We start from the raw sequence: 25538 nt of genomic DNA, 5'->3' as shown, positions 1-25538 counted from the left end.
GCATGATTGAACGCGGTAAATACCAATCGCTGACCATGGTCAACTGGAACGGCTTCTTTGCCCGTACGTTTGACATCGATGGTCTGGTCACCACGCTATCAGGTGGTAACGGTGCAGGTAAATCAACCACAATGGCGGCGTTCATCACCGCATTGATTCCTGACCAAACGCTACTGCACTTCCGTAACACGACAGAAGCGGGCAGCAGCCAATCGTCTCGCGACAAAGGTCTGTACGGTAAGCTACAGCCGGGCGCATGTTATGCGGCGCTAGACGTGGTGAACTCACGTAACCAACGCCTATTGTTCGCAGTAAAACTGCAGCAAGTTGCGGGTCGTGATAAGAAAGTAGACATCAAACCGTTTGTTATCCAAGGTCTTCCAAGCCATGTGAAACCAACGGATATCTTGATTGAAAGCGTATCAGCGACTCAAGCTCGTGTACGTCAAATCAACGAAGTAAAAGAATCGATCGCAGAATTTGAAGGTGTTCAATTCAAAGCGTTCTCTTCTATCGTGGATTACCACGCACAAATGTTTGAATTCGGTGTGATTCCGAAGAAACTGCGTAACTCTGGTGACCGTTCTAAATTCTACCGCCTGATCGAAGCATCGCTTTACGGTGGTATCTCAAGTGCGATTACACGCTCGCTACGTGACTACCTTCTGCCACAAAACGGCGGCGTGAAGAAAGCGTTCCAAGACATGGAATCAGCACTGCGTGAAAACCGCATGACGCTAGAAGCGATCAAAACCACGCAAGCAGACCGTGACTTGTTCAAACACTTGATCACTGAGTCGACCAACTACGTGGCTGCGGACTACATGCGTCACGCGAACGATCGTCGTAACAAGCTGGATAAAACGCTGTCATTGCGTTCAGAGCTGTTCGGTTCTCGTGAAACTCTCGTTGAGCAAAACAACCTGCTTAACCGCGTTCAAGAAGAGTTAGAACTGTTGATTGAGTCGGAATCTGCGCTAGAGCAAGATTACCAAGCGGCTTCGGATCACTTGCAACTGGTGCAAAACGCACTGCGCCAGCAAGAGAAGATCGAACGCTACCAAGAAGATCTTGAAGAGCTAAGTGAGCGTCTTGAAGAACAGATGATGGTAGTGGAAGAAGCGCAAGAACGCGTGATGATGGTAGAAGAGCAAGCGACCGTTGCAGAAGAAGAGGTGGACAGCCTTAAGACGCAACTGGCGGACTACCAACAAGCACTCGACGTTCAGCAAACTCGTGCACTTCAATACCAACAAGCGGTTCAAGCGCTGGAGAAAGCGAAACAGCTACTTGGCGATGACAGCCTAACGGCAGAATCGGCGCAAGCGCTTGTCTCTGAGCTTAAGAGCAAAGAATCAGAAAGCACTAACGCGTTGCTATCGGTTAAGCACAAACTGGACATGTCTTCTGCAGCAGCAGAGCAGTTCGAAACCGCGCTTAAACTGGTACAGAGCATCGTTGGTCAAGTTGAGCGTAAAGACGCGTCTGAACACGCGAAAACCGCAATTGCGAAAGCGCGTGAATCTCAGCAAGTCGCGCAAAACGAACAACAATGGCGTGCACAGCACCGTGACCTTGAACGTAGCCTTAACCAGCAACGTCAAGCGCGTGAGCTCGTTAACGAATACCAAAAGCAGTTCCATGTTGAACTGACTGACGAAATCACGTTTGAACAAGAACGTGAGCGTCACGCGATGCAAATCGACTCGCTAGAAATGACGCAGGAAGACGTGCGTGAGCAACGCAGCGAACAGCGTCGTCTAGAGCAAGATGCAGCAGCGGAAATCAACAAGCTAGAAGCCATTGCTCCAACTTGGATTGCGGCGAACGATGCGCTAGAAAAACTGCGTGAACAAAGTGGCGCTGAGCTAGAAGATAGCCAGTCAGTCATGAGCCAAATGCAAGTGGTGCTTGAGCAAGAGAAGACCCTTTCTCTGGCGAAAGACAAACTGGCAGAGCGTCGCAGCCAACTTGACACTGAGATTGAGCGTCTTGCTTCTCCTGGTGGTTCAAACGACCCTCGCCTGAAAGGTTTGGCAGATACACTAGGCGGCGTATTGCTGTCTGAAATCTACGATGACATCACAATTGATGACGCGCCTTACTTCAGTGCGATGTACGGTCCGGCTCGTCACGCTATCGTCGTTTCTGATCTGTCTGGTATCGAAGAGAAATTGGTAGAACTAGACGACTGTCCAGAAGACTTGTACATCATTGAAGGTGACATCGATGCCTTTGATGACAGCTCATTCGACGCAGAAGAGCTAGAAGGCGCGGTTTGCGTTCGCATGAACGATCGCCAAATGCGTTACTCTCGCTTGCCTGAAATCCCACTGTTTGGTCGTGCGGCACGTGAGCAGCGTTTAGAGTTACTACGTAACGAACGTGAAGAAGTGGTTGAGAAGCACGCGAAAGCAGCATTCGATTCGCAAAAAATGCAGCGTCTGTACCAAGCGTTCAACCAGTTTGTGGCAAGCCACATTCAAGTCGCATTCGAAGCTGACCCAGAGCAAGCATTGGCAACCATTCGCGACAAGCGTAACCAAATTGCTCGCGTACTGGCTGATCTGGATGCAAAAGAGCAGCAGCAACGCTCTCAACTGCAAACCAGCAAGCAAGCGTTGTCTTCTCTAGACAAGCTAGCACCAAACATGGCGTTGATTGAAGATGAGTCGCTGCAAGCGCGCTTTGATGAGTTGGAAGAGAAAATCGCTCAACTTTCAGAAGCAAAAGCGTTCCTAACCAACCACGCGAAAGCAGTGGCGGAACTAGAAAGAGTGGCGGTTGCTCTAGATGCTGATCCAGAGCAATTCGATGCGCTAGAAGCAGAATACAAAGCGGCAGACGAACAGCTACAAGATCTTAAGAAGCAAATCTTTGCACTTTCAGATCTCGTTGAGCGTCGCCACTACTTCGCTTACGCAGATTCAGTAGACCTACTGAACAAGAGCAGTGAGCTGAGCGAGCAGCTAAAAGCGAAATTGGTTCAAGCTGAACAAATGCGTACCCGCTCTCGTGAAGAGCTGAAACAGTCGCAAGGCCAAATGAACCAATACAACCAAGTATTGGCATCATTGAAGAGTTCGCACCAAGCGAAACTGGAAACGGTTCAAGAGTTCAAACAAGAACTTCAAGAGTTTGGCGTTAACGCGGACGAAGGTGCAGAAGAACGTGCAATGCGTCGTCGTGATGAACTGCATGAGCGTCTACACACTTCTCGTAGCCGTAAGAGCGAATACGAGCGCACAATCACCTCTACTGAACTAGAGATGAAAGGCTTGGCGAAACGTCTGAAGAAAGTTCAGAAAGAATACGTTGAGCTGCGTACCTTCGTTGTTGCAGCGAAAGCCGGCTGGTGCTCGGTACTTCGTCTGGCGCGCGAGAACGATGTTGAGCGTCGTCTACACAAACGTGAACTGGCTTACATGTCAGCGGATGAACTGCGTTCAATGTCGGATAAATCATTGGGTGCGCTGCGTCTCGCGGTTGCGAACAATGACGACCTACGTGATGCGCTGCGTCTATCAGAAGACAACGCACGTCCAGAGCGTAAAGTTCTGTTCTACATTGCTGTGTACCAACACCTTCGTGAGCGTATTCGTCAGGATATCATCCGTACTGATGATCCAGTTGAAGCAATCGAGGAGATGGAAGTAGAGCTAGCGCGTCTAACGGAAGAGCTAACGCAACGTGAAAACCGTCTAGCGATCAGCTCTGAGTCAGTAGCGAGCATCATCAAGAAGACGATTCAGCGTGAGCAAAACCGTATTCGTATGCTGAACCAAGGTTTGTCGAACATCTCGTTCGGTCAGGTGAAGGGCGTACGTCTAAACGTGAAGATCCGCGAAAGTCACGAAGTGCTACTGAACGGTCTAGCGACACAGCAAGAGCAGCATAAAGATCTGTTTGAATCGACTCGCTTTACCTTCTCTGAAGCAATGGCGAAACTGTTCCAACGCGTGAACCCACACATCGATATGGGTCAACGTTCTCCTCAGGTTCTGGGTGAAGAGCTACTGGATTACCGTAACTACCTAGAGCTAAGTGTAGAAGTGAACCGTGGTACAGATGGTTGGCTACAAGCTGAATCTGGCGCGCTATCAACAGGTGAAGCGATCGGTACCGGTCAGTCAATCCTACTGATGGTAGTGCAAAGCTGGGAAGAAGAGTCTCGTCGTCTACGCAGCAAAGACATTGTGCCTTGTCGTCTGCTCTTCTTGGATGAAGCAGCGCGTCTGGATGCGAAATCGATCGCGACACTGTTTGAATTGTGTGACCGTTTGGATATGCAGCTGCTTATCGCGGCACCAGAAAACATCAGCCCAGAGAAAGGTACGACCTACAAACTCGTGCGTAAGGTGTTTAAAGACCACGAGCATGTACACGTAGTTGGTCTGCGTGGTTTTGGTCAAACGGATAAGCCTAAGACTGAAGCGCAAGAGATGATTGAAGAGTTTGAATCGTAAACTCCGAATCTAATAAAACCAAACGCCCGCAATGATTGCGGGCGTTTTTGTTTATGCTCTGATGAAAGACAAACTTATCACTGAGGGACTTGTTGTCGATATTGCCTTGGTGAGTTGCCGCTCCATTTACGAAAGGCACAGCGGAAGTTTGCGCTGTCGGAGAACCCAATACGCTCAGAGATTTCCTCGACACTCATCTGTGTCGAAGCCAAGTAATGGCGCGCTAAGTGAAAGCGGACATGGTCAAGGATCTGCTGATAGCTACTTTCTTCCGATTTAAGGTGGCGTCGCAACGTTCTTGAAGACATGCCCAACTCGGCAGACAACTGCTCAATTGAGGGGTAACAACCTGGTCGCTCGAGAAACATTTGTGTGATCTTCTCTTTTAAACTGACATGACCGCTTACTTTGGCCAGCATTTCATCACAAGATTTCAAACACATTTGCAGCGTCATAGGATTCGCCGCTGGTAGTGGATCGTACAAGCTGGTGGCATCGAACTGCCATTCCAAACGGTCGCTGTTGAACTCTATTTTGCAATGGAAGACTTGTTCATACAGCTCGCTGTGTTCAGGTTCCGGATAAGGGAAGCGAATCAATTTTGAGGGAAAAGGTTTTTGCATCACCTCTTCACACAAACTTTGAATGGCCGCGAACCAATATTCACAGCAAAAAGGCAAAATGGATTGTAGGTCGATAAGTTGCTCAGCTCGAAAGTATCCTGAGTTATCTTCCACCCACATTTTTTTCTTTAACACCGGCCCTGCAAGCCGAAGATACTTAAAGCCCATCATTAATGCATCGAGCAAGGTATTACTGCTAAACACAGCATACCCAAGTACACCAAAGTCACTAAAACGAGCTTGTTGTCCTACTTCAAGCCCCAGTCCTGGCTCATCAGAATGGGCGAGGGCATTGCTAAAAATCACCAGCTTTTGTGCGAGGGTGATGTGTGTGTCCGGGGCATAAAGTTCGGGGGCACTAATGCCACTGCCTTCAAGTAATGTTTCCACTTTCACAGAGGGCTCAAGGTAGCGTGTGAGTAGCTGCAAGTCCAAAACACCACAGGATTCGGTATCTGGCTCATAAACTGCGGTGTATTCCATGCGTTTCTCCTCTATACCCAAGTAACCTCGAGATGCGAGGTTCAGCGAGAATGACTTGGTTTGTAGACGCGGCGGCGATTAAAAGGTCTAGTGGGTCTAAATCAAGAATCGACAACAAAGTGTACAAGCCAAGACAACTCGCCCTTTGGGAGCGTGTCATTGACCCGATTGCTGCGTCAAACAACTTGGAAAGAGCTGGCTATTACGCTGCGTTTTTTTCCTTGCTTACTTTCGTTAAACAGGGACTCAATGACAACGCTCTGAATCCTGCATCTTGAAGTCACTTGGGTATACATTCGGATCAATCCTAACGTGTATTGGGATGGTATTCAGTCATGCTTGTCTCAAAGCTGTCCGAATATCACCGTTTTTTGTCTTTTTGTAACCTGTGCCTCATGTTATCAAAATGTTGTAATTGAATAAATTGCACAGTAGGAGAGAAACATGAATGTACTGGCTAAGCAAGATACGGATGTACAGCGTGATCAAGGAATGATTGCTACTAATGATTCGACAGTGAACGAACTTGAAATGTGGTTTGCTGAGTTGCAAGCCGCTTATCAAGCAGAATCAGCAGCGAGCTATGCGGTGAGAAAGCATCGTTTGTTGGCACTGAAGAAGCAACTTTCTCGATACCAAGATGTCTTGGCACAAGCAATGAGCCAAGATTTTGGAGGTCGTTGTCACACCGAGTCTGTTATGGCTGACATACTTGCCCCTATCCTCGATATCAACCACGTTGTCCGTCACTTAAAAAGCTGGATGAAGCCAAGTCGTAGACCTACTGAGTGGTTGTTCAAAGGCAATAAATTGGAAGTTCGATATCAGCCGAAAGGTGTGGTCGGGATTATCTGTCCTTGGAACTTTCCTCTGTATCTTTCCATTGGCCCAATGATCACGGCGTTAGCGGCAGGTAACCGTTGCATGATCAAGATGCCACCAAACTGCCCTGAGACGACTCGACAGCTGCGTCGCATGCTCGCTGAGATTTATCCAGACAACTTGGTCCGCATTGTTGAGGGGAATCATCCAGAGGCGATGGAAATCTCTCATCTGCCTTTTGATCATCTAGTGTTCACCGGATCGCCAGCAAGCGGCAAGATCATCATGGCTAACGCTGCTGCCAATCTTACTCCAGTGACCTTGGAGCTAGGGGGCAAATCACCCGTGGTGGTATTTGATGATTATGACGTTGCGAAAGCAGCAGAGCGTATCGCCCATGGCAAAGGCTTTAACTCTGGCCAAATCTGTATTGCGCCAGATTACGCCTTTGTGCCGGAAGGTAAGCAAGACGCTTTTGTCGAGGCGTTAAAGCTTGCTCATCAGAACATGTACGGCGAAATTAAAGCCAATCAGGACTACACCGCATTGGTGGATGATGCACAGCACAAACGCTTCCATGACTTACTCAATGATGCACGCGAGAAGGGGGCAACGGTTACCCAGTGCTTAGATTATGGTGAAGGGCGAAAAACACCCTTGTACATCGCGACCAACCTGACACCCGAAATGCGTATCTGCCAAGAAGAGATCTTTGGTCCACTATTGCCTGTTCATACCTATCGCTCAATCGACGAAGTAATTCAACACATCGTCCAAAGACCTCGACCACTGGCTTGCTATCTGTTTAGCAACAACTCAGAACAACGTGAAGCCTTGCTTACTCAGACCCACAGTGGTGGTGTCACTATCAATGATTGGGGATGGCATGTCCTTAATCACTCTGTGCCATTTGGTGGTGTGGGCAACTCAGGTATTGGCAACTACCATGGTGAAGAAGGTTTCCGCGAACTCAGCCACGCGCGCACAGTGCTCAAAATGCGCGATTGGTTCCCAATCCAATTGTTTGCACCGCCATACGGCAACATGGTGCAAAAGCTGTTGCTGCGCGTGTTTGTAGGTAAACCCGACTCAGACTTAAACAAGCACTCGTAACCCTCAATTTTTACCTCTCTACACAAAGAATCTTCAGCAGCCAGTGCTCGCTGGCTGCCTTGCGACCAAAGGAGATCATGGATGCATAACCTTGCTGTCAATCTGGAGCGCAGTGCTGCGCTCTTTCCTTCAAAAGTGGCGCTCAGGATGGGCGATGATGAAATCAGCTACGCTTCACTCGACAAATTCGCAGGCAACATAGCTGCCAACTTGAAACGACTGGGACTTCAAGTTGGAGATAAAGTCGCGCTGTCTTGTCCAAACATCCGTTACTTCCCCATGGTGTATTACGGCATTTTAAAAGCAGGCTGTGTGGTCGTGCCTTTGAATGTGCTGTTTAAAGGCCGTGAGATTGCGTATCACCTCAATGACTCTGATGCTAAAGCGTACTTTTGCTTTGAAGGAAGCGAAGAATTACCAATGGGGAGCTATGGCAGGCAAGGATTTTCTCAGGCCGAGCAGTGCGAATATTTTATCTCGCTCTCTGCTCAATGCGAGGAAGGAGAGCATGCAATAGACTCTTGGCTTGCTGAAGAGCATGAGAGTTTCGAATCGGTGACAAGACTGGGCGATGACACCGCAGTGATCCTTTATACCTCCGGTACCACAGGACAGCCAAAAGGCGCTGAGTTGTCCCACACCAATATGCTAACCAACGCCATGTCCTCCCAGTACCTGATGCGTTTGGAATACAGCGATACAACCATGGCGACCTTGCCGCTATTTCACAGCTTTGGGCAAACCGTGATGATGAATGCCAGCGTGCTGACGGGCTCTACCATGGTCTTGATTCCACGCTTTGAGCCGAAGTTCGTGATTGAGCAAATTATCCAGCACAAAGTCAGCGTGTTCGCCGGTGTGCCAACCATGTATATCGCACTACTAAGAGCGGGTGAACAATCTCCTGAGCATTCAGAGTTAGTGAAGCACAGTCTTCGGTTAGGTGTATCGGGTGGTGCCTCTATGCCAGTAGAAGTGATTCGTCAGTTTGAACAGCGCTTCGAGCTTCCGGTGTTGGAAGGCTATGGGCTGTCAGAAACCGCGCCAGTAGCGACATTTAATCATATTGATGGTGACCGACTGCCTGGCAGTGTCGGGCAACCATTGTGTGGCTACGTGATTAAGATTGCGGATGTAAAAGGGCATGGCCAAGCCGTTGGGGAATTAGGCGAAGTCTGCATAAAAAGCCCGAGTGTGATGAAAGGCTATTACGGACGACCAGAAGCAACCCGCGATGCGATGCGTGATGGTTGGTTCTTAACTGGTGATATTGGACGTGTGGATGAGCACGGCAATTTGTTTATCGTCGACCGCGTCAAAGACATGATTATCCGCGGTGGCTACAACGTGTATCCGCGTGAGATTGAAGAAGTCTTGATGTGTCACCCCGATGTAGAAATGGTGGCTGTCGTTGGTGAGCATGATGACCGCCTAGGTGAAGAAGTACATGCCCATGTCGTGCTTCATCAAGATGCGCATTGTTGCCCCGATACTTTAATCGCGTGGTGTCGTGAGCAACTGGCCGATTACAAATACCCGCGTCGTGTCTTTATCCGTAAAGCACTGCCGATGACAGCAACCGGCAAGATTTTAAAACGAGAGCTTCATCCTTTAGATGTTGTGGAGGTCGAAAATGGACAAGTATGATTTTATCGTCGTTGGTGGCGGTTCAGCTGGTTGTGTTTTAGCGTCTCGACTCACCGAAGATCCTAATGTCACCGTTTGTTTGTTGGAAGCGGGTGGTACAGATTCGAGCCCTTTCATCCATACGCCGGTTGGTGTGGTTGCCATGATGCCGACCAAGATAAACAACTGGGGTTTTGAAACGGTTCCTCAAGCGGGCTTGAATGGTCGTAAAGGCTATCAGCCGAGGGGCAAGACACTCGGTGGTTCGAGTTCCATCAATGCGATGATGTATGCCCGAGGTCACCGATATGATTATGACTTGTGGGCAAGCCTTGGTAATGAAGGGTGGAGCTATCAAGATTGCTTGCCGTACTTCAAGAAAGCGGAAAACAACGAAGTTCATCATGATGAATTCCATGGGCAAGGTGGTCCGCTTAATGTCGCTAACTTACGCTCGCCGAGTGGGCTCTTAGATCGCTACTTAGAGGCGTGTGAGTCTATCGGTATTCCACGCAACCTAGATATAAATGGTGCCGAGCAATTGGGTGCTATGCAAACCCAAGTAACACAAATCAATGGTGAGCGATGCAGTGCTGCTAAAGCTTATCTGACGCCCAACTTGAATAGACCTAATCTGACCGTTATCACTAAGGCGACAACGCACAAAGTATTGTTTGAAGGTAAACGAGCGATTGGTGTGGAATACGGCTTGAAAGGGCATAGCTTTCAGATCAGGTGCAACAAAGAGGTGATTCTCTCTGCAGGTGCATTTGGCTCGCCGCAAATCCTAATGCTCTCAGGTGTTGGTGCTAAGAAAGATCTCGTCGCTCACGGCATCGATCAAGTACACGAATTGCCTGGAGTAGGTGAGAATCTACAAGATCATATCGATCTCGTGCACACTTATCGATGCTCGGCTAAGCGCGACACGTTTGGTGTTTCGCTGCAAATGGCAACGGAAATGACTAAAGCACTACCGCAGTGGATTAAAAACCGTAACGGGAAAATGAGTAGTAACTTTGCTGAGGGCATTGGTTTTCTCTGTTCGGATGAAGATGTCATGGTTCCAGATTTAGAGTTTGTTTTTGTGGTTGCCGTTGTTGATGACCACGCCCGTAAAATGCACCTGAGTCATGGCTTTAGCTCTCATGTGACTTTATTACGCCCCAAGAGCACTGGCACAGTGAAGCTTAATAGCATTAATCCCTATGATGAGCCGCGTATCGACCCGGCGTTTTTCAGCCACCCCGAAGACATGGAAATCATGATCAAAGGTTGGAAGAAGCAGCATCAAATGTTAGAGAGTGATGCGTTCGCAGAGATTCGCGGCGAAAACTTCTATCCGGTGGATGCCTGCGATGATAGCGCCATTGAGCAGGATATCCGTAATCGAGCCGATACCCAATACCATCCAATTGGCACCTGTAAAATGGGAATGGAGACGGATCCTTTGGCTGTGGTTGATAACGAGCTTAAGGTGTATGGCTTGGAGGCACTGAGAGTTGTCGATGCCTCTATTATGCCGACGCTGGTGGGCGGGAATACCAATGCACCAACCATCATGATAGCCGAGAAAGTCTCAGATAAGATAAAAGCGGAATATGCAGACAGTCAGGAAGTAGAAATGCAAGCGGCGCAAATGGGTTAGTGTAGTTATCTCCCTGAATGAATTAAGCCGAGTCTGTAGGGCAACAGGCTCGGCTTATTTTATTGCATGGCAGCAAAGTGCTACTCGTCTGAATAATCTTTTCCTTTTTCGATCATTTCAGCGAGTTCATTAAGTGCTTGGAATGAGATTTCTGACAAACGTTGAAGCTGCTCATCAATATCGTCATTCTCAGGGATGGTATTATTATTATCTGCATTTGTCGTATGCATTGCCCAACCTCTCTGAGTTGAGTTAGGGGAGCTATAATCATAGACAAATTTCGAGGATAAAAAGAAATGATTAATGACTAAAATGTTAGCTTGATCATTTAACAAAGTAAAAGTGTGCAAATAAGCTCATTTGCTTTGTAAGGGTTACTGAGAGAGTTAGTAAAAAAAAGAGCCAGCTCTCAGGCTGGCTCTTAGTTAGAATTGAGATTTAACCCCAAACTGCTCTGCGGCATAGGCCACTCGCTCTTTAGGTTTTGGGTACTCGGCAGGAGTGCCTAGATTTTCGATGTGTCTTAGACGAGGAAGCAGACCTGCCCCGTTTGCTATTTGGATGGCCAAGCCTGGGCGAGCATTTAGCTCCAACACCATTGGACCTTCTTCTTTGTCCAAAACCATATCGGTACCCATATATCCCAGTCCAGTCATCTCCCACGCACTGGAAGCAAGTTCTAGTAAACGCTCCCAGTGAGGCACTTGCAGTGTAGACAAGTCTTTCCCTGTATCTGGGTGGTGAGTGACGGGTTGGTCAAACTGTACCGCACGAATGGCTTTGCCTGTCGCGATGTCGATACCAACGCCAACCGCACCTTGGTGAAGGTTAGCTTTGCCATCAGAAGCTGCTGTAGAGCAACGCATCATTGCCATCACAGGGTAGCCTTTGAACACGATGATTCGTACGTCTGGCACACCTTCATAACTGAAACCATCGAAACAGTCATCAAACTTAATCAAGTTCTCAACTACGGCTACATCGTTCTTACCACCAAGAGAGAAAAGGCCTGCTAGGGCGTTACTAATGTGACGCTCCACCTCTTCTTTATTGCAGGTAGCACCGGATGGTTTGGTATAAACACCGTCTTTATGCGACGTAATGACCAAAATACCTTTACCACCACTGCCTTGTGCGGGCTTGATAACAAAGCCAGGCCAATTTTCGACCATCTTATGAATGGTCTTTACTTCTGCTTGGTTGTGGATCACGCCAATCAGGGCAGGGACAGTTGCCCCTGCGGCTTCTGCAATAATTTTGGTTTTCAGCTTGTCATCAACCAATGGGTATTTGGAACGATCATTGTAGCGACCAATGTAACTATGGTTGCGTTTGTTCATCCCCATAATACCTTTATGGCGAAGCTTGGCTGGCGAAGTAAAACGTTCAAACATCGTTTAGTCCTCCGCTAGTGGTTTAAAGCGACGTAACTCAGTTAGACGGTAACCTGTGTATGTACCTAGTAGTAGAATGCCAGCCAGTACAATAAGCTGTAGGCCGATAAAGTTAAACGTTAGGTGCTGGATGTACGTGTTAGTCATTGCTAAGTAAACCAGTACCGCAGTTAGGAGTGAACCGCCACCTTGAAGGGCAACTTCTTTCGCGCCTTCCTCTTCCCATAGAATCGACATACGTTCGATAGTCCATGACAAAATGATCATTGGGAAGAAGGTAATGGTTAAACCTTCTGTCAGACCAATCTTAAAGGCCACAACCGTGAACACAGAGATGATCATGATTACCGTGATGATAACCGCGGATATCCTTGCTACCAGAAGTAAGTTCAGCCTCGATAAGTAACTTCGAATGATCAGACCCGTACCAACAATCAATAGGAAGCCAACGATACCAGTCACAAGTTGCGTTTGTACAAAGGCAACCGCAATCAGAACTGGCATGAAGGTACCGGATGTCTTAAGACCGATGATAACGCGCAGGAACACGACAATCAGAGCACCGATTGGAATCAGCATGATGGTCTTAAACATCGCTTGTTCTTCAAGAGGTAAGCTATGAATCGATAGGTTGAGTAGACCGTCCGCTTCGACTTTGTTGTTAGTTGCTTGTTGTGCAGTCACTTCTTGTTTGATCATCGAGAAGTGGACTTGGCTATTTTGACCACCAATGAGATCAAGCAGCGAGACGTTAGATTCATCCCAAACTAGAAGGTTAGGTTGTGCTGCCGCTTGCTCTGAGTTTGGTGAGAACAGAACCCACTCCTCTCCAGACCACACTTGAACCATTTGTTGAATAGCTTGGCGACGGCGTCCATCTTCTAGCTCAATAACGCCAACAATTTTACTCTGCACTCCAGCGCTGAGTAACATTTTGTGTAGAGCATCAGTTCGGTCAAAATCATTGAGGATTAACGCAGCGTTTTGACTGTCAGGATCGTTTAATGTTTTGATCAGTTCACGAGCGAACGTAACATTATCTGCAGAACGGCTCATTGCCCTTTCGATCAGTGCGTTGGCCGCAGCCTGTTGTGGTGCCGACAACGTAGGAGGGACAATATCACCTGTTGGCGGAATAGGAGTCACTTTCGCTTGTGGGTCAACAAGAAACTGTGCTTTATAGTAGATAGTTTGTGGCCCCGTCGCTTGACGAATAGACCATTCAGCTCGACGACCAGAATCTGTATTAACGTATGATACGCCGTAGCCTGGAGATGAGGCGGATTCACCAATAAGTGTGTAGCCGTTTTGAGTATGAGGTGCAGCTAACGAAGCTTTAACTTCATTACCATTGGCATTGAACTCGATTCGAGCCTCGACATCCCAAATTTGGCGTGTTTCTCCTGGAGTCCAAGGAACGCCGTAATTTTGGTGTCTGAAAACACTCAAAGCGATACCCGCTGCCACCAATAAGATGACAGACAGATAAAACGGTATTTTTGACGTCATAATCTACCTTATTATTTTTTATCTTCTTGTGTTTGGATGTATTTACGGCTCACATCAACAAGTGCGATGTCACGCATAAACTCTCTACCTAGTAACACAGGATGGTTCATTTGAGAGCGATCTGCCAACGTAAATTGCGCTTTTTCATGAATTTTTCCAACGCGTACCCAAAGTTCTACAACTGCGCGTCGTTCTAATTCTTCATTGGTCGCTTGACGGATTTTTACGTAACGAATGATAGGTGCTTCAATCCAAGCTTGCTGCTCGTCTTTTGACTTAGTGCTGTCTTCTAGGTGGAAACGAACCCAGTTTTTTCCGTTTCTTTCGAACTCTTCGATATCAACGGCATTTAGTGAAGACGTGGCTGCACCAGTGTCAACACGCGCATCGAAGGTTTGTTTAATGGAATCAATCGTAACGCGTTCAATAGAACCAAGGACGATGTCATGAGTTGGTGTAGCTTGAATTGGAGCTGGTGCTTGGACGATGATCGGATCTTTTGGCTTTCTTACTTCATCCATCGCTTCTTTGCGAAAGCTGGAAAGTTCACCTTCTAACTTGTCAACTTGACCCTCTAGGCTTTCTATATAGTCAGACTGGTTACTAAGTTGAAGCTCTAAATTACTAATTTTGTTGTTAAAGTTGGTCTCTGAGGCTTGGATGGCCGCTAATGTTTCTTGGTGGTACTGTTCACCTTTGGTAAGCGTACATCCGGATAGTAGCGCGACTACAACAATCGGAGTCAATCGTATAAACATTGAAAACCTTGGGGCTGGATTAAGTTGTTTGTTTTTTAAGAGTTTAGCGTATATCGCTAAAGGCTCACAAGTAAGAATCTTTTCGATTGTCTTATATAGTGAGGAATAGCGACAAATAGCAAAAAATTAAGGATGCGATATGCATCCTTAACTGGAATTGAAAAGAGGTTAATGTCTTAACGGAGGGAGTGAGTTAAGACAATGTCAGAAATCTCAGTTAATTATGGCTTAGTTGCCACAAGTACCGCACGGCGAGGGGCAGGGTAACCTTCAACTGTTTTGCTAGGGTCGTTTGGATCAAGGTAATCCGGTAGAGAGTTATGCGTCATCCAGTCTGTTGTGCGCTGCTCGCTAACCGAGGTCACGTTCTCATCCACAATACGTACATCTTTAAAGCCAACCAGCTCTAGCCATACTTTCAGCGCTTTCGCAGAAGGGAAGAAGTACACATTACGCATTTGCGCGTAGCGAGACGTCGGAACCAATACCGCGTTCTCATCGCCTTCGATTACTAGCGTCTCTAGGACAAGTTCACCACCTGATACCAACTGGTCTTTTAGCTGTACCAAGTGATCCAGTGGCGAACGACGGTGGTAAAGCACGCCCATGCTAAATACGGTGTCGAACGCTTCTAGCTTAGGTAGCTGCTCAATACCTAGTGGCAATAGGTGCGCACGTTGATCATCGCCCATTAGCTTGCGAATGGCTTCGAATTGAATAAGGAACAGATGAGAAGGGTCGATACCAACCGTTAAGCGTGCACCTTCACCTAGCATGCGCCACATGTGGTAACCGTTACCACAACCCACATCGAGTACGCTGCGGTTTTTCAGTGGTGAGATATGGGGAAGAACGCGATCCCATTTCCAGTCACTGCGCCACTCGGTATCAATATGAATACCGTGCACAGTGTACGGACCTTTGCGCCAAGGGTGGAACGTACGCAGTAGGCTCTCAAGCTTTTTAAGCTCACCTTCATGGAAAGGCGTATCGTTGCTGATGGTCACTGAATTTTTGATGTCCACTTGGTTTGGTGCACCTTGTGGGATCTTGTTCAGTGCTTTCAGCCAGCGACCAAAGTCACCATGCTCAGCATTTTGCCAATCTGTTAACTGTTGAGGTAATACGTTTAGCCACGGCTGAAGACGAGTGTCTTGCGCGATTAACTGATAAAAATTAGCAAAATTAAACATAGTTTTTCACTGAGTTTATGGAGTCAGCAGACCCTGGGTAAAAGTTAAATGTGTCATTCCCTACAGTGAGGGACGAAAGTGATAGGGAATCTCGGTTTTTATCGTTTTTGATAAGGGATCCCAACTCACTCGTTCCTCGCTCTTGAGGATGACGTCCTAATGAGAGCGAACTGTGTCGCGAAGCTTATTTAATCGCAAACATCGAACCGAAGTTAAAGCATTGGAACCAAACATCGTAGCTTGAGAAACCAATTTCTGCGAAACGCTCTTTGTGGTCTTTCTTTGAATCAGGACGCATCACGTTTTCAATCGCGCTGCGTTTTTGGCTGATTTCTAGTTCGCTGTAGCCATTCGCACGTTTAAAGTCGTGGTGAAGGTCAATCAACAGCTCGTTGGATACTTCATCTTCAAATACGAACTTTTCCGACAGAATCAAAATACCGCCTGGGCGCAGGCCCGCGTAGATTTTTTCTAGTAGCGCATAGCGATCTTCTGGAGAAAGGAACTGCAGCGTGAAGTTCAACACCACAACGGACGCATTTTCGATTTCGATATTACGAATGTCTGCCTCTACCACGTCAACTGGCGTATCACTGCGGTACGCGTTGACGTGAAGCTTACAGCGTTCAACCATCGCAGGAGAGTTGTCCACTGCAATGATTTGGCAACCTTCTTGTTTGATATGACGGCGCATCGAAAGCGTAGCAGCACCCAAAGAACAACCGAGGTCATAGATGTTTGAGTGAGGCTTAACAAAACGCTCTGCCAACATACCAATTGCAGAAATGATGTTGCTGTAACCCGGCACCGATCGTTGAATCATGTCAGGGAAAACTTCCGCTACGCGTTCATCGAACGTGAAATCCCCAATTTTATCGATTGGAGCCGAAAAAATAGTATCTGGATTGCTCTTAGGGTTCATAACCAAATCTCTGCATACAAGCTGCCTGAAACGTCAGGCATCAAAAAAGGCGCGTATTTTATGGGAAATTCGCGCCTCTGTCATTTTCTTAATTATACGGATACCTAAAACATCTGTATTTGCGAGTTGCCATCGTTGGCAGGAAACGAAGACAAATCTGGCAGGGAGAGCTTAAGTTGTAGCTGTTTATAGAGCTTTTCAGCCAGTTCTGGCGCTAAGACGTTATCTGGCGTGTGGATCATCAAGTAAGGCTGAATCCCTTGTTCAACCCACATCGGCAGTTTCTTCAACCAAGGTTCGAAAAAGCGCAAGTTGTCGTCCATGTCTGGATGACCGATAAAACGAATCATTGGGTGCTTGGCCGTTGCTATAGCATGCACCGGGACGCGCGGCTTTTTCTGATGGGCGTCAATCACCGCTTCGGTTGTCGGCTGCGCGGCAAACACTGGGCGACTATCCATAATAATGCGGTCAATGCCACTTTCTAATAGCCACTGGTTTAGCGCACGCTCTTCTTCACCTTTGGAGAAAAACGCCATATGGCGAACTTCCACCCCAAGTGGGAAATTCGGTGGAAAGCAGGCACAGAACTTCTTTAGGCGATCAAGGTGCTCGGGACCAAAAGCGGCGGGGAGCTGAATCGTCCATTGCCCAACACGTTCGTGAAGCGGTTCCATGACTTTCATAAAGTCACGCAACTGTTCGTCACAACCTCGGAGCATCTGCTCGTGAGTAATGGCTTTTGGCAACTTAAAGGTGAATTTGAATTCGTCGTGAGTTGCGGCTTTCCAGTTTTGCACCGTGTTGAGCGTTGGTGTGGCATAAAAGGTGGTGTTGCCTTCTACGGTATGGAACACCTGCGCGTATTTTTCGAGTCGCTCTGCAGGCTTGGTTCCACTGCCATAAAAGCTCTGTTGCCATTGGTTGTGAGACCACATGGTTAATCCAAGTCGAAGGGGTAAATTATCCATATCTTTGCTTTACGTTTTTTCCTGAGCCCACTTTACGAGAGTTTTGCTGAAATAGGTAATTTCACGCTATAATCCCCATCAATTTTTTCGCTTTGGTGCGCTTTTGAACATTTGTTGTACTAAAAACCACCAATGAATGATAAAACACACTTAATTGTATGTTGAGTAGTCGATTTTCATAGGCTTTCAGCGTATAAATGGATCTTTACTCTGCTCGGCAATGAGGCTGACAGAGCGTAGTTAACAATATTTGAGAGATTGGGAATTTCATTATGCGTACCCATTACTGTGGTCACCTGAACAAGTCCCTTGCAGGACAAACTGTAGAACTTTGCGGCTGGGTTAACCGTCGTCGTGATTTAGGCGGTCTTATTTTTATCGATATGCGAGATCGTGAAGGTATCGTTCAGGTAGTTGTTGATCCAGATATGGCAGATGCGTATGAAGTGGCGAACACACTTCGTAATGAATTCTGTATCAAGCTAACTGGTGAAGTTCGCGTTCGTCCAGAAAGCCAAGTAAACAAAGACATGGCAACAGGCGAAGTTGAGATCCTTGCGAAAGGTCTTGAAATCATCAACCGTTCTGACGTTCTGCCTCTAGACTTCAACCAAAAGAACTCTGAAGAGCAACGTCTAAAATACCGCTACCTAGACCTACGTCGTCCAGAAATGAGCGACCGTATCAAGCTACGTGCTAAAGCGTCTAGCTTTGTTCGTCGTTTCCTAGATGACAACGGCTTCCTAGACATCGAAACGCCAGTACTAACAAAAGCGACACCAGAAGGTGCTCGTGACTACCTAGTACCTAGCCGTGTTCACAAAGGCAGCTTCTACGCGCTTCCTCAGTCTCCACAGCTATTCAAACAGCTTCTAATGATGTCTGGTTTTGACCGTTACTACCAAATCGTTAAGTGTTTCCGTGATGAAGACTTGCGTGCTGACCGTCAACCAGAATTCACTCAGATCGATATCGAAACGTCATTCATGACGGCTGATCAAGTTCGTGCAACAACTGAGAAAATGGTTCGTGAAATGTGGCAAGAGCTACTGAACGTTGACCTAGGTGAATTCCCAGTAATGCCGTTCAGTGAAGCGATTCGTCGTTTCGGTTCTGATAAGCCAGACCTACGTAACCCACTAGAGCTAGTAGACGTTGCTGACCTAGTGAAAGACGTTGAGTTCAAAGTATTCTCTGGCCCAGCAAACGACGAGAAAGGTCGCGTTGCAGTTATCCGTGTTCCAGGTGGTGCTGAGCTTACTCGTAAGCAAATCGATGGCTACGCAGAATTCGTAGGTATCTACGGTGCGAAAGGTCTAGCATGGATGAAGGTTAACGACCGTGCAGCAGGCATGGAAGGTATCCAATCTCCAGTAGCTAAATTCCTAAGCGAAGACGTGATCAACGGTATTCTAGATCGCACTCAAGCAGAATCGGGCGACATCATCCTATTCGGCGCAGATAAAGCAAACATCGTTGCTGAAGCACTAGGCGCACTTCGTCTTAAACTTGGTAAAGACCTAGAGCTAACGAAAGAAGGCACTTGGGCTCCTCTATGGGTTGTTGACTTCCCAATGTTCGAAGAAGACGACGAAGGCAACCTACACGCAATGCACCACCCATTCACATCACCTCTAGGTGTGACTGCGGAAGAGCTAAAAGCGAACCCAGCAGCGGCGAACTCAAACGCATACGACATGGTTCTAAACGGCTACGAAGTAGGCGGTGGTTCTGTACGTATTCACAACGCAGAAATGCAAGCTGCAGTATTTGATATCCTAGGTATCAATGCTGAAGAGCAACAACTGAAATTCGGCTTCCTACTGGACGCTCTGAAATTCGGTACGCCTCCGCATGCTGGTCTTGCATTCGGTCTAGACCGTCTAGTAATGCTGCTATGTGGTACAGAGAACATCCGTGATGTTATCGCGTTCCCTAAAACAACTGCGGCGGCGTGTCTACTAACAGACGCACCAAGCCTTGCAAACCCAGCGGCTCTAGAAGAGCTAGCGATTGCAGTGACAGTTGCGAAAGAAAAAGACGCAGAATAAGCGCACAACAATTAAAGAAAAAACTCCCGCACCTGCGGGAGTTTTTGTTTTAATGACATATATTCTAATACTTACAGTGAGTTATTGATTAGGACTCTTCATGTCAATTATTTTGGGCATTGACCCAGGCTCTCGCATTACTGGTTATGGCGTGATTCGCCAACAAGGTCGTCATCTGCAATATCTAGGCAGCGGCTGTATTCGTACTTCTGAAAAAGAGCTGCCAGGTCGACTCAAGCAAATCTACGCAGGTGTAACGGAAATCATCACCCAGTTTCAACCAGATGTGTTTGCGATTGAGCAAGTCTTTATGTCAAAGAACGCCGATTCTGCATTAAAGCTAGGTCAGGCTCGTGGCAGTGCAATTGTAGCGGCGGTAAATGCCGATCTTCCGGTGTACGAATATGCTGCGCGTCTGATCAAGCAGGCGGTAGTAGGAACGGGTGGTGCGGACAAAGTGCAGGTACAACATATGGTTCAACACATGCTTAAGTTGCCAGCAAAACCTCAAGCCGATGCTGCCGATGCGCTAGGCGTCGCCATTTGTCATGCCAATACCAATAAGACGCTGGTGGCACTCGCTGGTAAAGCGACCAGTGCAAGAAAAGGTCGTTACCGTTAATTGTATTATTAAAAATGAGACATCTCAGACAGATTTAAGGATTAAATTTGTTGATAAAATGTTACAAAACTATAGTGGTCAGAGGTCTAATAAGAAATCAATCAAGGAAGATTGAACATGAATCCAGCCACGCTGTGGCGCAGTGCATTTATGCCGCGCCAAACTCAATGGACAAGAACACAACAACGTCAAGCTGACATCCTTTCTCTATTCACTTTCATCGCTTTTCTCGTCGGGATCTACAGCCTGATCAAATGGTCCAAACATGGACATGAAAGCTTAATCTTCACCTCAGTACTCTTAATTGCACTCGAACTGGTATCCGCTTTCAGCCTGAAGTGGTTCAAGCAACCGGCATTGTCGCTCAATCTTGGCTTTGTCGGCATGTCGGTACACGCGCTCAATATCATTTACCAAAGTGGTGGTGTGGTTGATTCAACCCAAACTTACTGGGTGCCTTTGTTAGTTGTCGCTTTCTTCTTATCTGGCACTCGCATCATAGCGATCTCTTGGAGCGCGTTAGTGATAGCGGTTTCTGCGTTTATGACATTCCAGCATGTGTCTGGTGTTAGTTTCCCTCAACTCGTGTTGTCTGAATCTGCGCAGCGTGTAGAGATATGGTCGGGTACTGTGCTACCACTGGTGGTGATTTGTATTGCACAAGCTTTTACTGCCGAGCAGCGAGATATTGCGATTGAAAGTGCAGAGAAAGCCAAAGCAGAGAGTGAGTTGGTGGCGCAAAAGGCAACAGAAGGGGAGTTGCGTTTGGCTGAGGTACTAGAGCAAGCAAATCAGAATTCGACTGAGCTCAAGCAAGTTTCCCAAGTGCTCGATAAACAATCTTCTCAGTTAGATGTTCAAGTGAATGCCCTTAATGTAAACAGTGAATCCCAAGCTAGCGCGGCAGAGCAGATGAGCCAGCAGGTGCATCATATGGCGACGGGGATTGAAGAGTCGGGCAAGTTCGTTGAAGAGTTGCGTGAGAAAAGTGAAGACGTCCATCAACAGGCTGAGAAAAGCTCGGAATTATTGGAGGACTCTACCCAAGCTATCAGCCAAATAATCAGCAGCCATGAAGACATCATGAAAGTGGCAGACTTAATTACGTCGGTCGCGGAACAAACCAATCTATTGGCACTCAATGCGGCGATTGAAGCGGCGAGAGCCGGTGAGCAAGGTAGGGGCTTTGCTGTAGTTGCCGACCAAGTACGCGATCTTTCTGCTAAGAGCAGTGAGTCCGCGGTTGAGATTCGCAACTTACTTGATCGCAGTGAGCAAGAAGTAAAGCATGGTCAAAGTGTTGTGACGTCAAGTACCGAGCGTATGAACACCATTATTCAGCAAGTGACCACTATTTCTCATGATGTACAGAGCCTGTCCAGTCTCATGGCAACACAAATGACGGCACTCAAAGAGTTGGATGAAGCGAGCAGTGAGGTCGCCAATGGCGTAGTTAACACCAAAACCATCGCTGAGACGGTAGCGCAATACGGTGCTGAACTGAACGGCCAAGTAGTCACAGTGCGTAACCTTACTCAACAGCTTGATCAAGTTGTCTCAAAAATCTAAACCCACTGCATAAAGGACTGGATGTCTATCCAGTTCTTTATTATCCTGTCGCAAATTCATTTCCAAAGAGTATTTATAGTGATTGGACGTCTTCGCGGCACTCTGCTTGAAAAGCAACCACCTGAAGTTTTAATTGAAGTTAATGGCATTGGTTATGAAGTTCAGATGCCAATGAGCTGCTTCTACGAACTGCCAAATGTCGGCGAAGAAGCCATTATTTATACTCACTTTGTTGTGCGTGAAGACGCGCAATTGCTTTACGGTTTCAACACAGTAAAAGAACGTGCACTTTTCCGTGAAGTGATTAAAGCGAACGGTGTTGGTCCTAAGCTGGGTCTAGGTATCCTTTCCGGCATGACGGCAAGCCAATTCGTTTCTTGCGTAGAGCGTGAAGACATTTCAACACTTGTAAAACTTCCGGGTGTTGGTAAGAAGACGGCTGAACGCCTCGTAGTTGAAATGAAAGACCGCCTGAAAGGTTGGGGCGCTGGTGATTTGTTCACTCCGTTTACCGATGCTGCACCTGCAGATGCTGGTTCTGCGGCTTCTAACAACGCAGAAGAAGAAGCAATCAGTGCGCTTCTTGCTCTAGGCTACAAGCCGACTCAAGCGTCGAAAGTGGTTTCTCAGATCGCTAAACCGGATATGACCAGTGAGCAACTGATCCGTGAAGCACTAAAATCGATGGTGTAACGGAAAGTCCAAGGGAACAATATGATTGAAGCCGATCGTTTAATCGCGCCAGAAAATCCTTCGTTTCGTGAAGAAGACGTCATCGACCGAGCGATTCGTCCTAAGAAGCTGGCGGATTACCAAGGTCAGGATCACGTGCGTGATCAGATGGAGATTTTCATCAAAGCCGCTCAACTGCGAAATGAAGCGCTCGACCACCTTTTGATTTTTGGTCCTCCAGGTTTGGGTAAAACCACGCTTGCGAACATCGTTGCCAATGAGATGGAAGTGAACATTCGCACCACTTCTGGCCCTGTGCTTGAGAAAGCAGGGGACTTAGCAGCGCTGTTGACCAACTTAGAGGAAAACGACGTGCTGTTCATTGACGAGATCCACCGCTTAAGCCCAATGGTTGAAGAGGTGCTGTATCCAGCAATGGAAGACTACCAGTTAGACATCATGATTGGTGAAGGTCCTGCAGCGCGTTCTATCAAAATAGATTTGCCACCTTTCACTTTGATCGGTGCAACGACGCGTGCTGGTTCTTTGACTTCGCCACTTCGTGATCGCTTCGGTATTACGCAACGCCTTGAGTATTATAAAGTGAAAGACTTGCAAGATATCGTTCAGCGTAGTGCGGATTGCTTAGGGCTGTCGATGGAATCGGAAGGGGCGTTGGAAGTTGCTCGCCGTGCTCGTGGTACACCTCGTATCGCTAACCGCCTGCTACGCCGCGTTCGTGACTATGCCGAAGTTAAAGGCAATGGGCATATTTGTGCAGAAACGGCAGATAAAGCCTTGAACATGCTCGATGTGGATGCTGAAGGTTTCGATTATATGGACCGTAAGCTGCTATTAGCGATCATGGAGAAATTTGGCGGTGGTCCTGTCGGTTTGGACAACATGGCAGCGGCGATTGGTGAAGAGAAAGATACCATCGAAGACGTTCTTGAACCATATCTAATCCAACAAGGCTATTTACAACGCACTCCGCGTGGAAGAATTGCCACCGATCGTGCTTATCTGCATTTTGGAATTGAAAAGTAAGATTCCATATTTGACAAATGCGTGCTTGATATTTCACCAAGAGTGATGAGAGTCTCATTTATCAAATCCCAACTAATACTTTTTAGGTAAGAGCATTTTATAGATTGTTAATACTATGTTCTTACCTAACTCTGACAAAACTCTCCTGATTACCTCCCGTTAACATACTCATCGAATATCGGTTGATCTGGATCAATGTGATGGATTTTTGTGCAAATTCACAGATGAAACATTGATATACATCAAAGCGGAATCCCGCCATAAACCTTTTGAAACAATCTGTTTTTAGAAGTAATATTAGCCCTAGCTATATTAGCTGATGCTTAACAATTAACTAACCAATGAAGCACATTTTTGCAACAAGATGCTGTGATAATTCAACATCTTTCAAGTGTAAATAACACTTGTGTATGGAATGCAATATGTAGAGAGTGTCATTCAGCCGACACATAGGAGTTACCATGATTGACGTAGTTGATCTGTCGCGGTTGCAGTTTGCACTGACAGCGATGTATCACTTCCTATTCGTACCATTGACTCTTGGTATGGCCTTCCTTTTGGCCATTATGGAATCAATGTACGTAATGACGAACAAGCAAATCTATAAGGACATGACCAAGTTCTGGGGTAAGCTATTCGGTATTAACTTTGCACTTGGTGTGGCTACCGGCCTAACCATGGAGTTCCAGTTTGGTACGAACTGGTCTTACTACTCGCACTACGTGGGTGACATTTTCGGTGCGCCACTGGCGATCGAAGCACTGGTTGCGTTCTTCCTGGAGTCAACTTTTGTTGGTCTATTCTTCTTCGGGTGGGATCGTCTATCAAAACGTCAACACTTAGCGGTAACCTGGCTGGTTGCGCTTGGTTCTAACTTCTCTGCACTTTGGATTCTTATCGCAAACGGCTGGATGCAAAACCCAGTTGGTGCAGAATTCAACTTCGAAACCATGCGTATGGAAATGGTGAGCTTTGCAGAAGTTGTACTAAATCCTGTAGCGCAAGTTAAGTTTGTACACACAGTAGCATCTGGCTACACGTGTGGTGCAATGTTCGTGTTGGGTATCAGCTCATACTACCTAATCAAAGGTCGTGACATCGCATTTGCTCGTCGTTCATTCGCGATTGCAGCTTCATTCGGTATGGCAGCAATCCTGTCTACTATCGTGCTAGGTGATGAATCTGGTTACGAGCTTGGTGAAGTACAAAAAGTGAAACTGGCAGCAGTTGAAGCAGAATGGCACACAGAGCCAGCGCCTGCGGCATTTACACTGTTTGGTCTTCCAAACCAAGAAACGATGAACACTGATTACGCAATCAAGATCCCTTACGTAATGGGTATTATCGCGACTCGTTCATTTGACGAGCAAGTAACCGGCCTACATGATCTGCGTGAGGAGCACGTTGACCGCATCCGCACGGGTATGTATGCGTACGAATTGCTTGAAAAACTGCGTGCAGGTGACAAATCTGAAGCAAACATGACTGCGTTTGACGAAGTGAAAGGTGACCTAGGTTACGGTCTACTTCTGAAGCGCTACACAGACAACGTCGTTGATGCGACAGAAGACCAAATCCAAGCTGCTGCGGATGACTCTATCCCAACAGTGTGGCCGCTATTCTGGTCGTTCCGTATCATGGTTGCGTGTGGCTTCATTATGCTATTCGTCTTTGGTGCTGCATTCGTTCAGACATGTCGTCAGAAAATTGAGCAGAAACAATGGATTCTTAAAGCTGCGCTATTCAGCATCCCTCTACCTTGGATTGCGATTGAAGCTGGTTGGTTTGTTGCAGAATACGGTCGTCAACCGTGGGCTGTTGGTGAAATCCTACCAGTACACGTAGCAGCGTCAGCATTAACCGCTGGTGAAATCTGGACTTCACTATTTGCAATCCTAGCGCTATACACTGCGTTCTTAATTGCAGAAGTATACCTAATGGTGAAATTCGCTCGTAAAGGTCCAAGCAGCCTGAAAACTGGTCGCTACCACTTCGAGCAGAATGCTGACTCTGTTGAAGACAAAGTTAGCCGCCAAGTAGAAGCGTAAG

General features: G+C 47.1%; 18 protein-coding genes. 10 read left to right on the top strand and 8 right to left on the bottom strand.

What is annotated here, in order from left to right:
• Positions 1-2 precede the first annotated feature (2 nt).
• Entirely contained in the window at positions 3-4466 is a 4464-nt protein-coding gene (gene mukB, locus BSZ04_RS18260) for a chromosome partition protein MukB (RefSeq protein WP_088881632.1), read from the top strand.
• Positions 4467-4543: 77 nt separating this feature from the next.
• Here mukB and BSZ04_RS18255 read toward each other — a convergent pair whose 3' ends face one another.
• Positions 4544-5572, bottom strand: coding sequence for an AraC family transcriptional regulator (locus tag BSZ04_RS18255; RefSeq protein ID WP_038889178.1), 1029 nt, complete (start codon positions 5570-5572; stop codon positions 4544-4546).
• A 444-nt stretch (positions 5573-6016) separates the two neighbouring features.
• On the opposite strand from BSZ04_RS18255, the gene BSZ04_RS18250 reads away from it, so the two are divergent.
• The 3 genes from BSZ04_RS18250 (at position 6017) to BSZ04_RS18240 (ending at position 10781) form a co-directional block, all read left to right on the top strand.
• Entirely contained in the window at positions 6017-7507 is a 1491-nt protein-coding gene (locus BSZ04_RS18250; RefSeq protein WP_088881079.1) for a coniferyl aldehyde dehydrogenase, read from the top strand.
• Between the two features lie 81 nt (positions 7508-7588).
• A complete protein-coding gene (locus tag BSZ04_RS18245; protein ID WP_088881078.1) occupies positions 7589-9154 on the top strand; it encodes a long-chain-fatty-acid--CoA ligase in 1566 nt (521 codons plus the stop codon).
• Positions 9141-10781: a GMC family oxidoreductase gene (locus BSZ04_RS18240; RefSeq protein WP_088881077.1), complete on the top strand. Its 1641-nt coding sequence runs from the start codon at positions 9141-9143 to the stop codon at positions 10779-10781. The genes BSZ04_RS18245 and BSZ04_RS18240 overlap by 14 nt, the downstream gene beginning before the upstream one ends.
• A gap of 80 nt (positions 10782-10861) precedes the next feature.
• Here BSZ04_RS18240 and BSZ04_RS25100 read toward each other — a convergent pair whose 3' ends face one another.
• The 7 genes from BSZ04_RS25100 to BSZ04_RS18200 all read right to left on the bottom strand — a co-directional run bounded on the left by BSZ04_RS25100 (position 10862) and on the right by BSZ04_RS18200 (position 17528).
• Positions 10862-11011 (bottom strand): hypothetical protein, encoded by a 150-nt coding sequence (locus BSZ04_RS25100; protein WP_088881076.1) that lies wholly within the window; start codon positions 11009-11011, stop codon positions 10862-10864.
• A gap of 195 nt (positions 11012-11206) precedes the next feature.
• Positions 11207-12175, bottom strand: coding sequence for an alpha-L-glutamate ligase-like protein (locus BSZ04_RS18230; RefSeq protein ID WP_088881075.1), 969 nt, complete (start codon positions 12173-12175; stop codon positions 11207-11209).
• A 3-nt stretch (positions 12176-12178) separates the two neighbouring features.
• Positions 12179-13684, bottom strand: a complete 1506-nt coding sequence (locus BSZ04_RS18225; protein WP_010447259.1) for an inactive transglutaminase family protein — start codon at positions 13682-13684, stop codon at positions 12179-12181.
• An 11-nt stretch (positions 13685-13695) separates the two neighbouring features.
• Positions 13696-14442 (bottom strand): ATP-dependent zinc protease family protein, encoded by a 747-nt coding sequence (locus BSZ04_RS18220; protein WP_045388154.1) that lies wholly within the window; start codon positions 14440-14442, stop codon positions 13696-13698.
• Between the two features lie 221 nt (positions 14443-14663).
• Positions 14664-15635: a tRNA 5-methoxyuridine(34)/uridine 5-oxyacetic acid(34) synthase CmoB gene (gene cmoB, locus BSZ04_RS18210; protein ID WP_088881074.1), complete on the bottom strand. Its 972-nt coding sequence runs from the start codon at positions 15633-15635 to the stop codon at positions 14664-14666.
• Between the two features lie 184 nt (positions 15636-15819).
• Positions 15820-16557, bottom strand: a complete 738-nt coding sequence (gene cmoA / locus BSZ04_RS18205) for a carboxy-S-adenosyl-L-methionine synthase CmoA (RefSeq protein ID WP_005426299.1) — start codon at positions 16555-16557, stop codon at positions 15820-15822.
• 104 nt (positions 16558-16661) lie between these two features.
• On the bottom strand, positions 16662-17528 hold the full coding sequence (locus tag BSZ04_RS18200) for a DUF72 domain-containing protein (RefSeq protein WP_088881073.1): 867 nt from the start codon (positions 17526-17528) through the stop codon (positions 16662-16664).
• Positions 17529-17800: 272 nt separating this feature from the next.
• Here BSZ04_RS18200 and aspS point away from each other — a divergent pair, with 272 nt between their 5' ends.
• The 6 genes from aspS to cydA all read left to right on the top strand — a co-directional run bounded on the left by aspS (position 17801) and on the right by cydA (position 25537).
• Positions 17801-19579, top strand: a complete 1779-nt coding sequence (gene aspS, locus BSZ04_RS18195; protein ID WP_038885842.1) for an aspartate--tRNA ligase — start codon at positions 17801-17803, stop codon at positions 19577-19579.
• Between the two features lie 100 nt (positions 19580-19679).
• A complete protein-coding gene (ruvC, locus tag BSZ04_RS18190; protein WP_010447272.1) occupies positions 19680-20201 on the top strand; it encodes a crossover junction endodeoxyribonuclease RuvC in 522 nt (173 codons plus the stop codon).
• Between the two features lie 117 nt (positions 20202-20318).
• A complete protein-coding gene (locus BSZ04_RS18185) occupies positions 20319-21770 on the top strand; it encodes a methyl-accepting chemotaxis protein (protein ID WP_088881072.1) in 1452 nt (483 codons plus the stop codon).
• 78 nt (positions 21771-21848) lie between these two features.
• A complete protein-coding gene (gene ruvA, locus BSZ04_RS18180; RefSeq protein ID WP_010447275.1) occupies positions 21849-22463 on the top strand; it encodes a Holliday junction branch migration protein RuvA in 615 nt (204 codons plus the stop codon).
• Positions 22464-22484: 21 nt separating this feature from the next.
• On the top strand, positions 22485-23489 hold the full coding sequence (gene ruvB, locus BSZ04_RS18175) for a Holliday junction branch migration DNA helicase RuvB (RefSeq protein WP_010447277.1): 1005 nt from the start codon (positions 22485-22487) through the stop codon (positions 23487-23489).
• A gap of 461 nt (positions 23490-23950) precedes the next feature.
• Positions 23951-25537: a cytochrome ubiquinol oxidase subunit I gene (gene cydA, locus BSZ04_RS18170; protein WP_010447279.1), complete on the top strand. Its 1587-nt coding sequence runs from the start codon at positions 23951-23953 to the stop codon at positions 25535-25537.
• Position 25538: the final 1 nt, after the last annotated feature.

Origin of the sequence: Vibrio rotiferianus (assembly GCF_002214395.1) — a bacterium.
In the GTDB taxonomy this organism is placed as follows: domain Bacteria; phylum Pseudomonadota; class Gammaproteobacteria; order Enterobacterales; family Vibrionaceae; genus Vibrio; species Vibrio rotiferianus.
The sequence above is the reverse complement of the archived record's forward strand: the minus strand, read 5'-3'. Positions and strand labels throughout refer to the sequence as shown.

What these genes read in the sequence shown, in the direction of transcription:
- BSZ04_RS18200 (WP_088881073.1), bottom strand. Translation starts at nt 17,528, where the DNA reads ATGGATAATTTACCCCTTCGACTTGGATTAACCATGTGGTCTCACAAC.
- BSZ04_RS18250 (WP_088881079.1), top strand. Translation starts at nt 6,017, where the DNA reads ATGAATGTACTGGCTAAGCAAGATACGGATGTACAGCGTGATCAAGGA.
- ruvB (WP_010447277.1), top strand. Translation starts at nt 22,485, where the DNA reads ATGATTGAAGCCGATCGTTTAATCGCGCCAGAAAATCCTTCGTTTCGT.
- BSZ04_RS18255 (WP_038889178.1), bottom strand. Translation starts at nt 5,572, where the DNA reads ATGGAATACACCGCAGTTTATGAGCCAGATACCGAATCCTGTGGTGTT.
- BSZ04_RS18220 (WP_045388154.1), bottom strand. Translation starts at nt 14,442, where the DNA reads ATGTTTATACGATTGACTCCGATTGTTGTAGTCGCGCTACTATCCGGA.
- cydA (WP_010447279.1), top strand. Translation starts at nt 23,951, where the DNA reads ATGATTGACGTAGTTGATCTGTCGCGGTTGCAGTTTGCACTGACAGCG.
- BSZ04_RS18245 (WP_088881078.1), top strand. Translation starts at nt 7,589, where the DNA reads ATGCATAACCTTGCTGTCAATCTGGAGCGCAGTGCTGCGCTCTTTCCT.
- BSZ04_RS18185 (WP_088881072.1), top strand. Translation starts at nt 20,319, where the DNA reads ATGAATCCAGCCACGCTGTGGCGCAGTGCATTTATGCCGCGCCAAACT.
- mukB (WP_088881632.1), top strand. Translation starts at nt 3, where the DNA reads ATGATTGAACGCGGTAAATACCAATCGCTGACCATGGTCAACTGGAAC.
- BSZ04_RS18240 (WP_088881077.1), top strand. Translation starts at nt 9,141, where the DNA reads ATGGACAAGTATGATTTTATCGTCGTTGGTGGCGGTTCAGCTGGTTGT.
- aspS (WP_038885842.1), top strand. Translation starts at nt 17,801, where the DNA reads ATGCGTACCCATTACTGTGGTCACCTGAACAAGTCCCTTGCAGGACAA.
- cmoA (WP_005426299.1), bottom strand. Translation starts at nt 16,557, where the DNA reads ATGAACCCTAAGAGCAATCCAGATACTATTTTTTCGGCTCCAATCGAT.
- ruvC (WP_010447272.1), top strand. Translation starts at nt 19,680, where the DNA reads ATGTCAATTATTTTGGGCATTGACCCAGGCTCTCGCATTACTGGTTAT.
- BSZ04_RS25100 (WP_088881076.1), bottom strand. Translation starts at nt 11,011, where the DNA reads ATGCATACGACAAATGCAGATAATAATAATACCATCCCTGAGAATGAC.
- BSZ04_RS18225 (WP_010447259.1), bottom strand. Translation starts at nt 13,684, where the DNA reads ATGACGTCAAAAATACCGTTTTATCTGTCTGTCATCTTATTGGTGGCA.
- BSZ04_RS18230 (WP_088881075.1), bottom strand. Translation starts at nt 12,175, where the DNA reads ATGTTTGAACGTTTTACTTCGCCAGCCAAGCTTCGCCATAAAGGTATT.
- cmoB (WP_088881074.1), bottom strand. Translation starts at nt 15,635, where the DNA reads ATGTTTAATTTTGCTAATTTTTATCAGTTAATCGCGCAAGACACTCGT.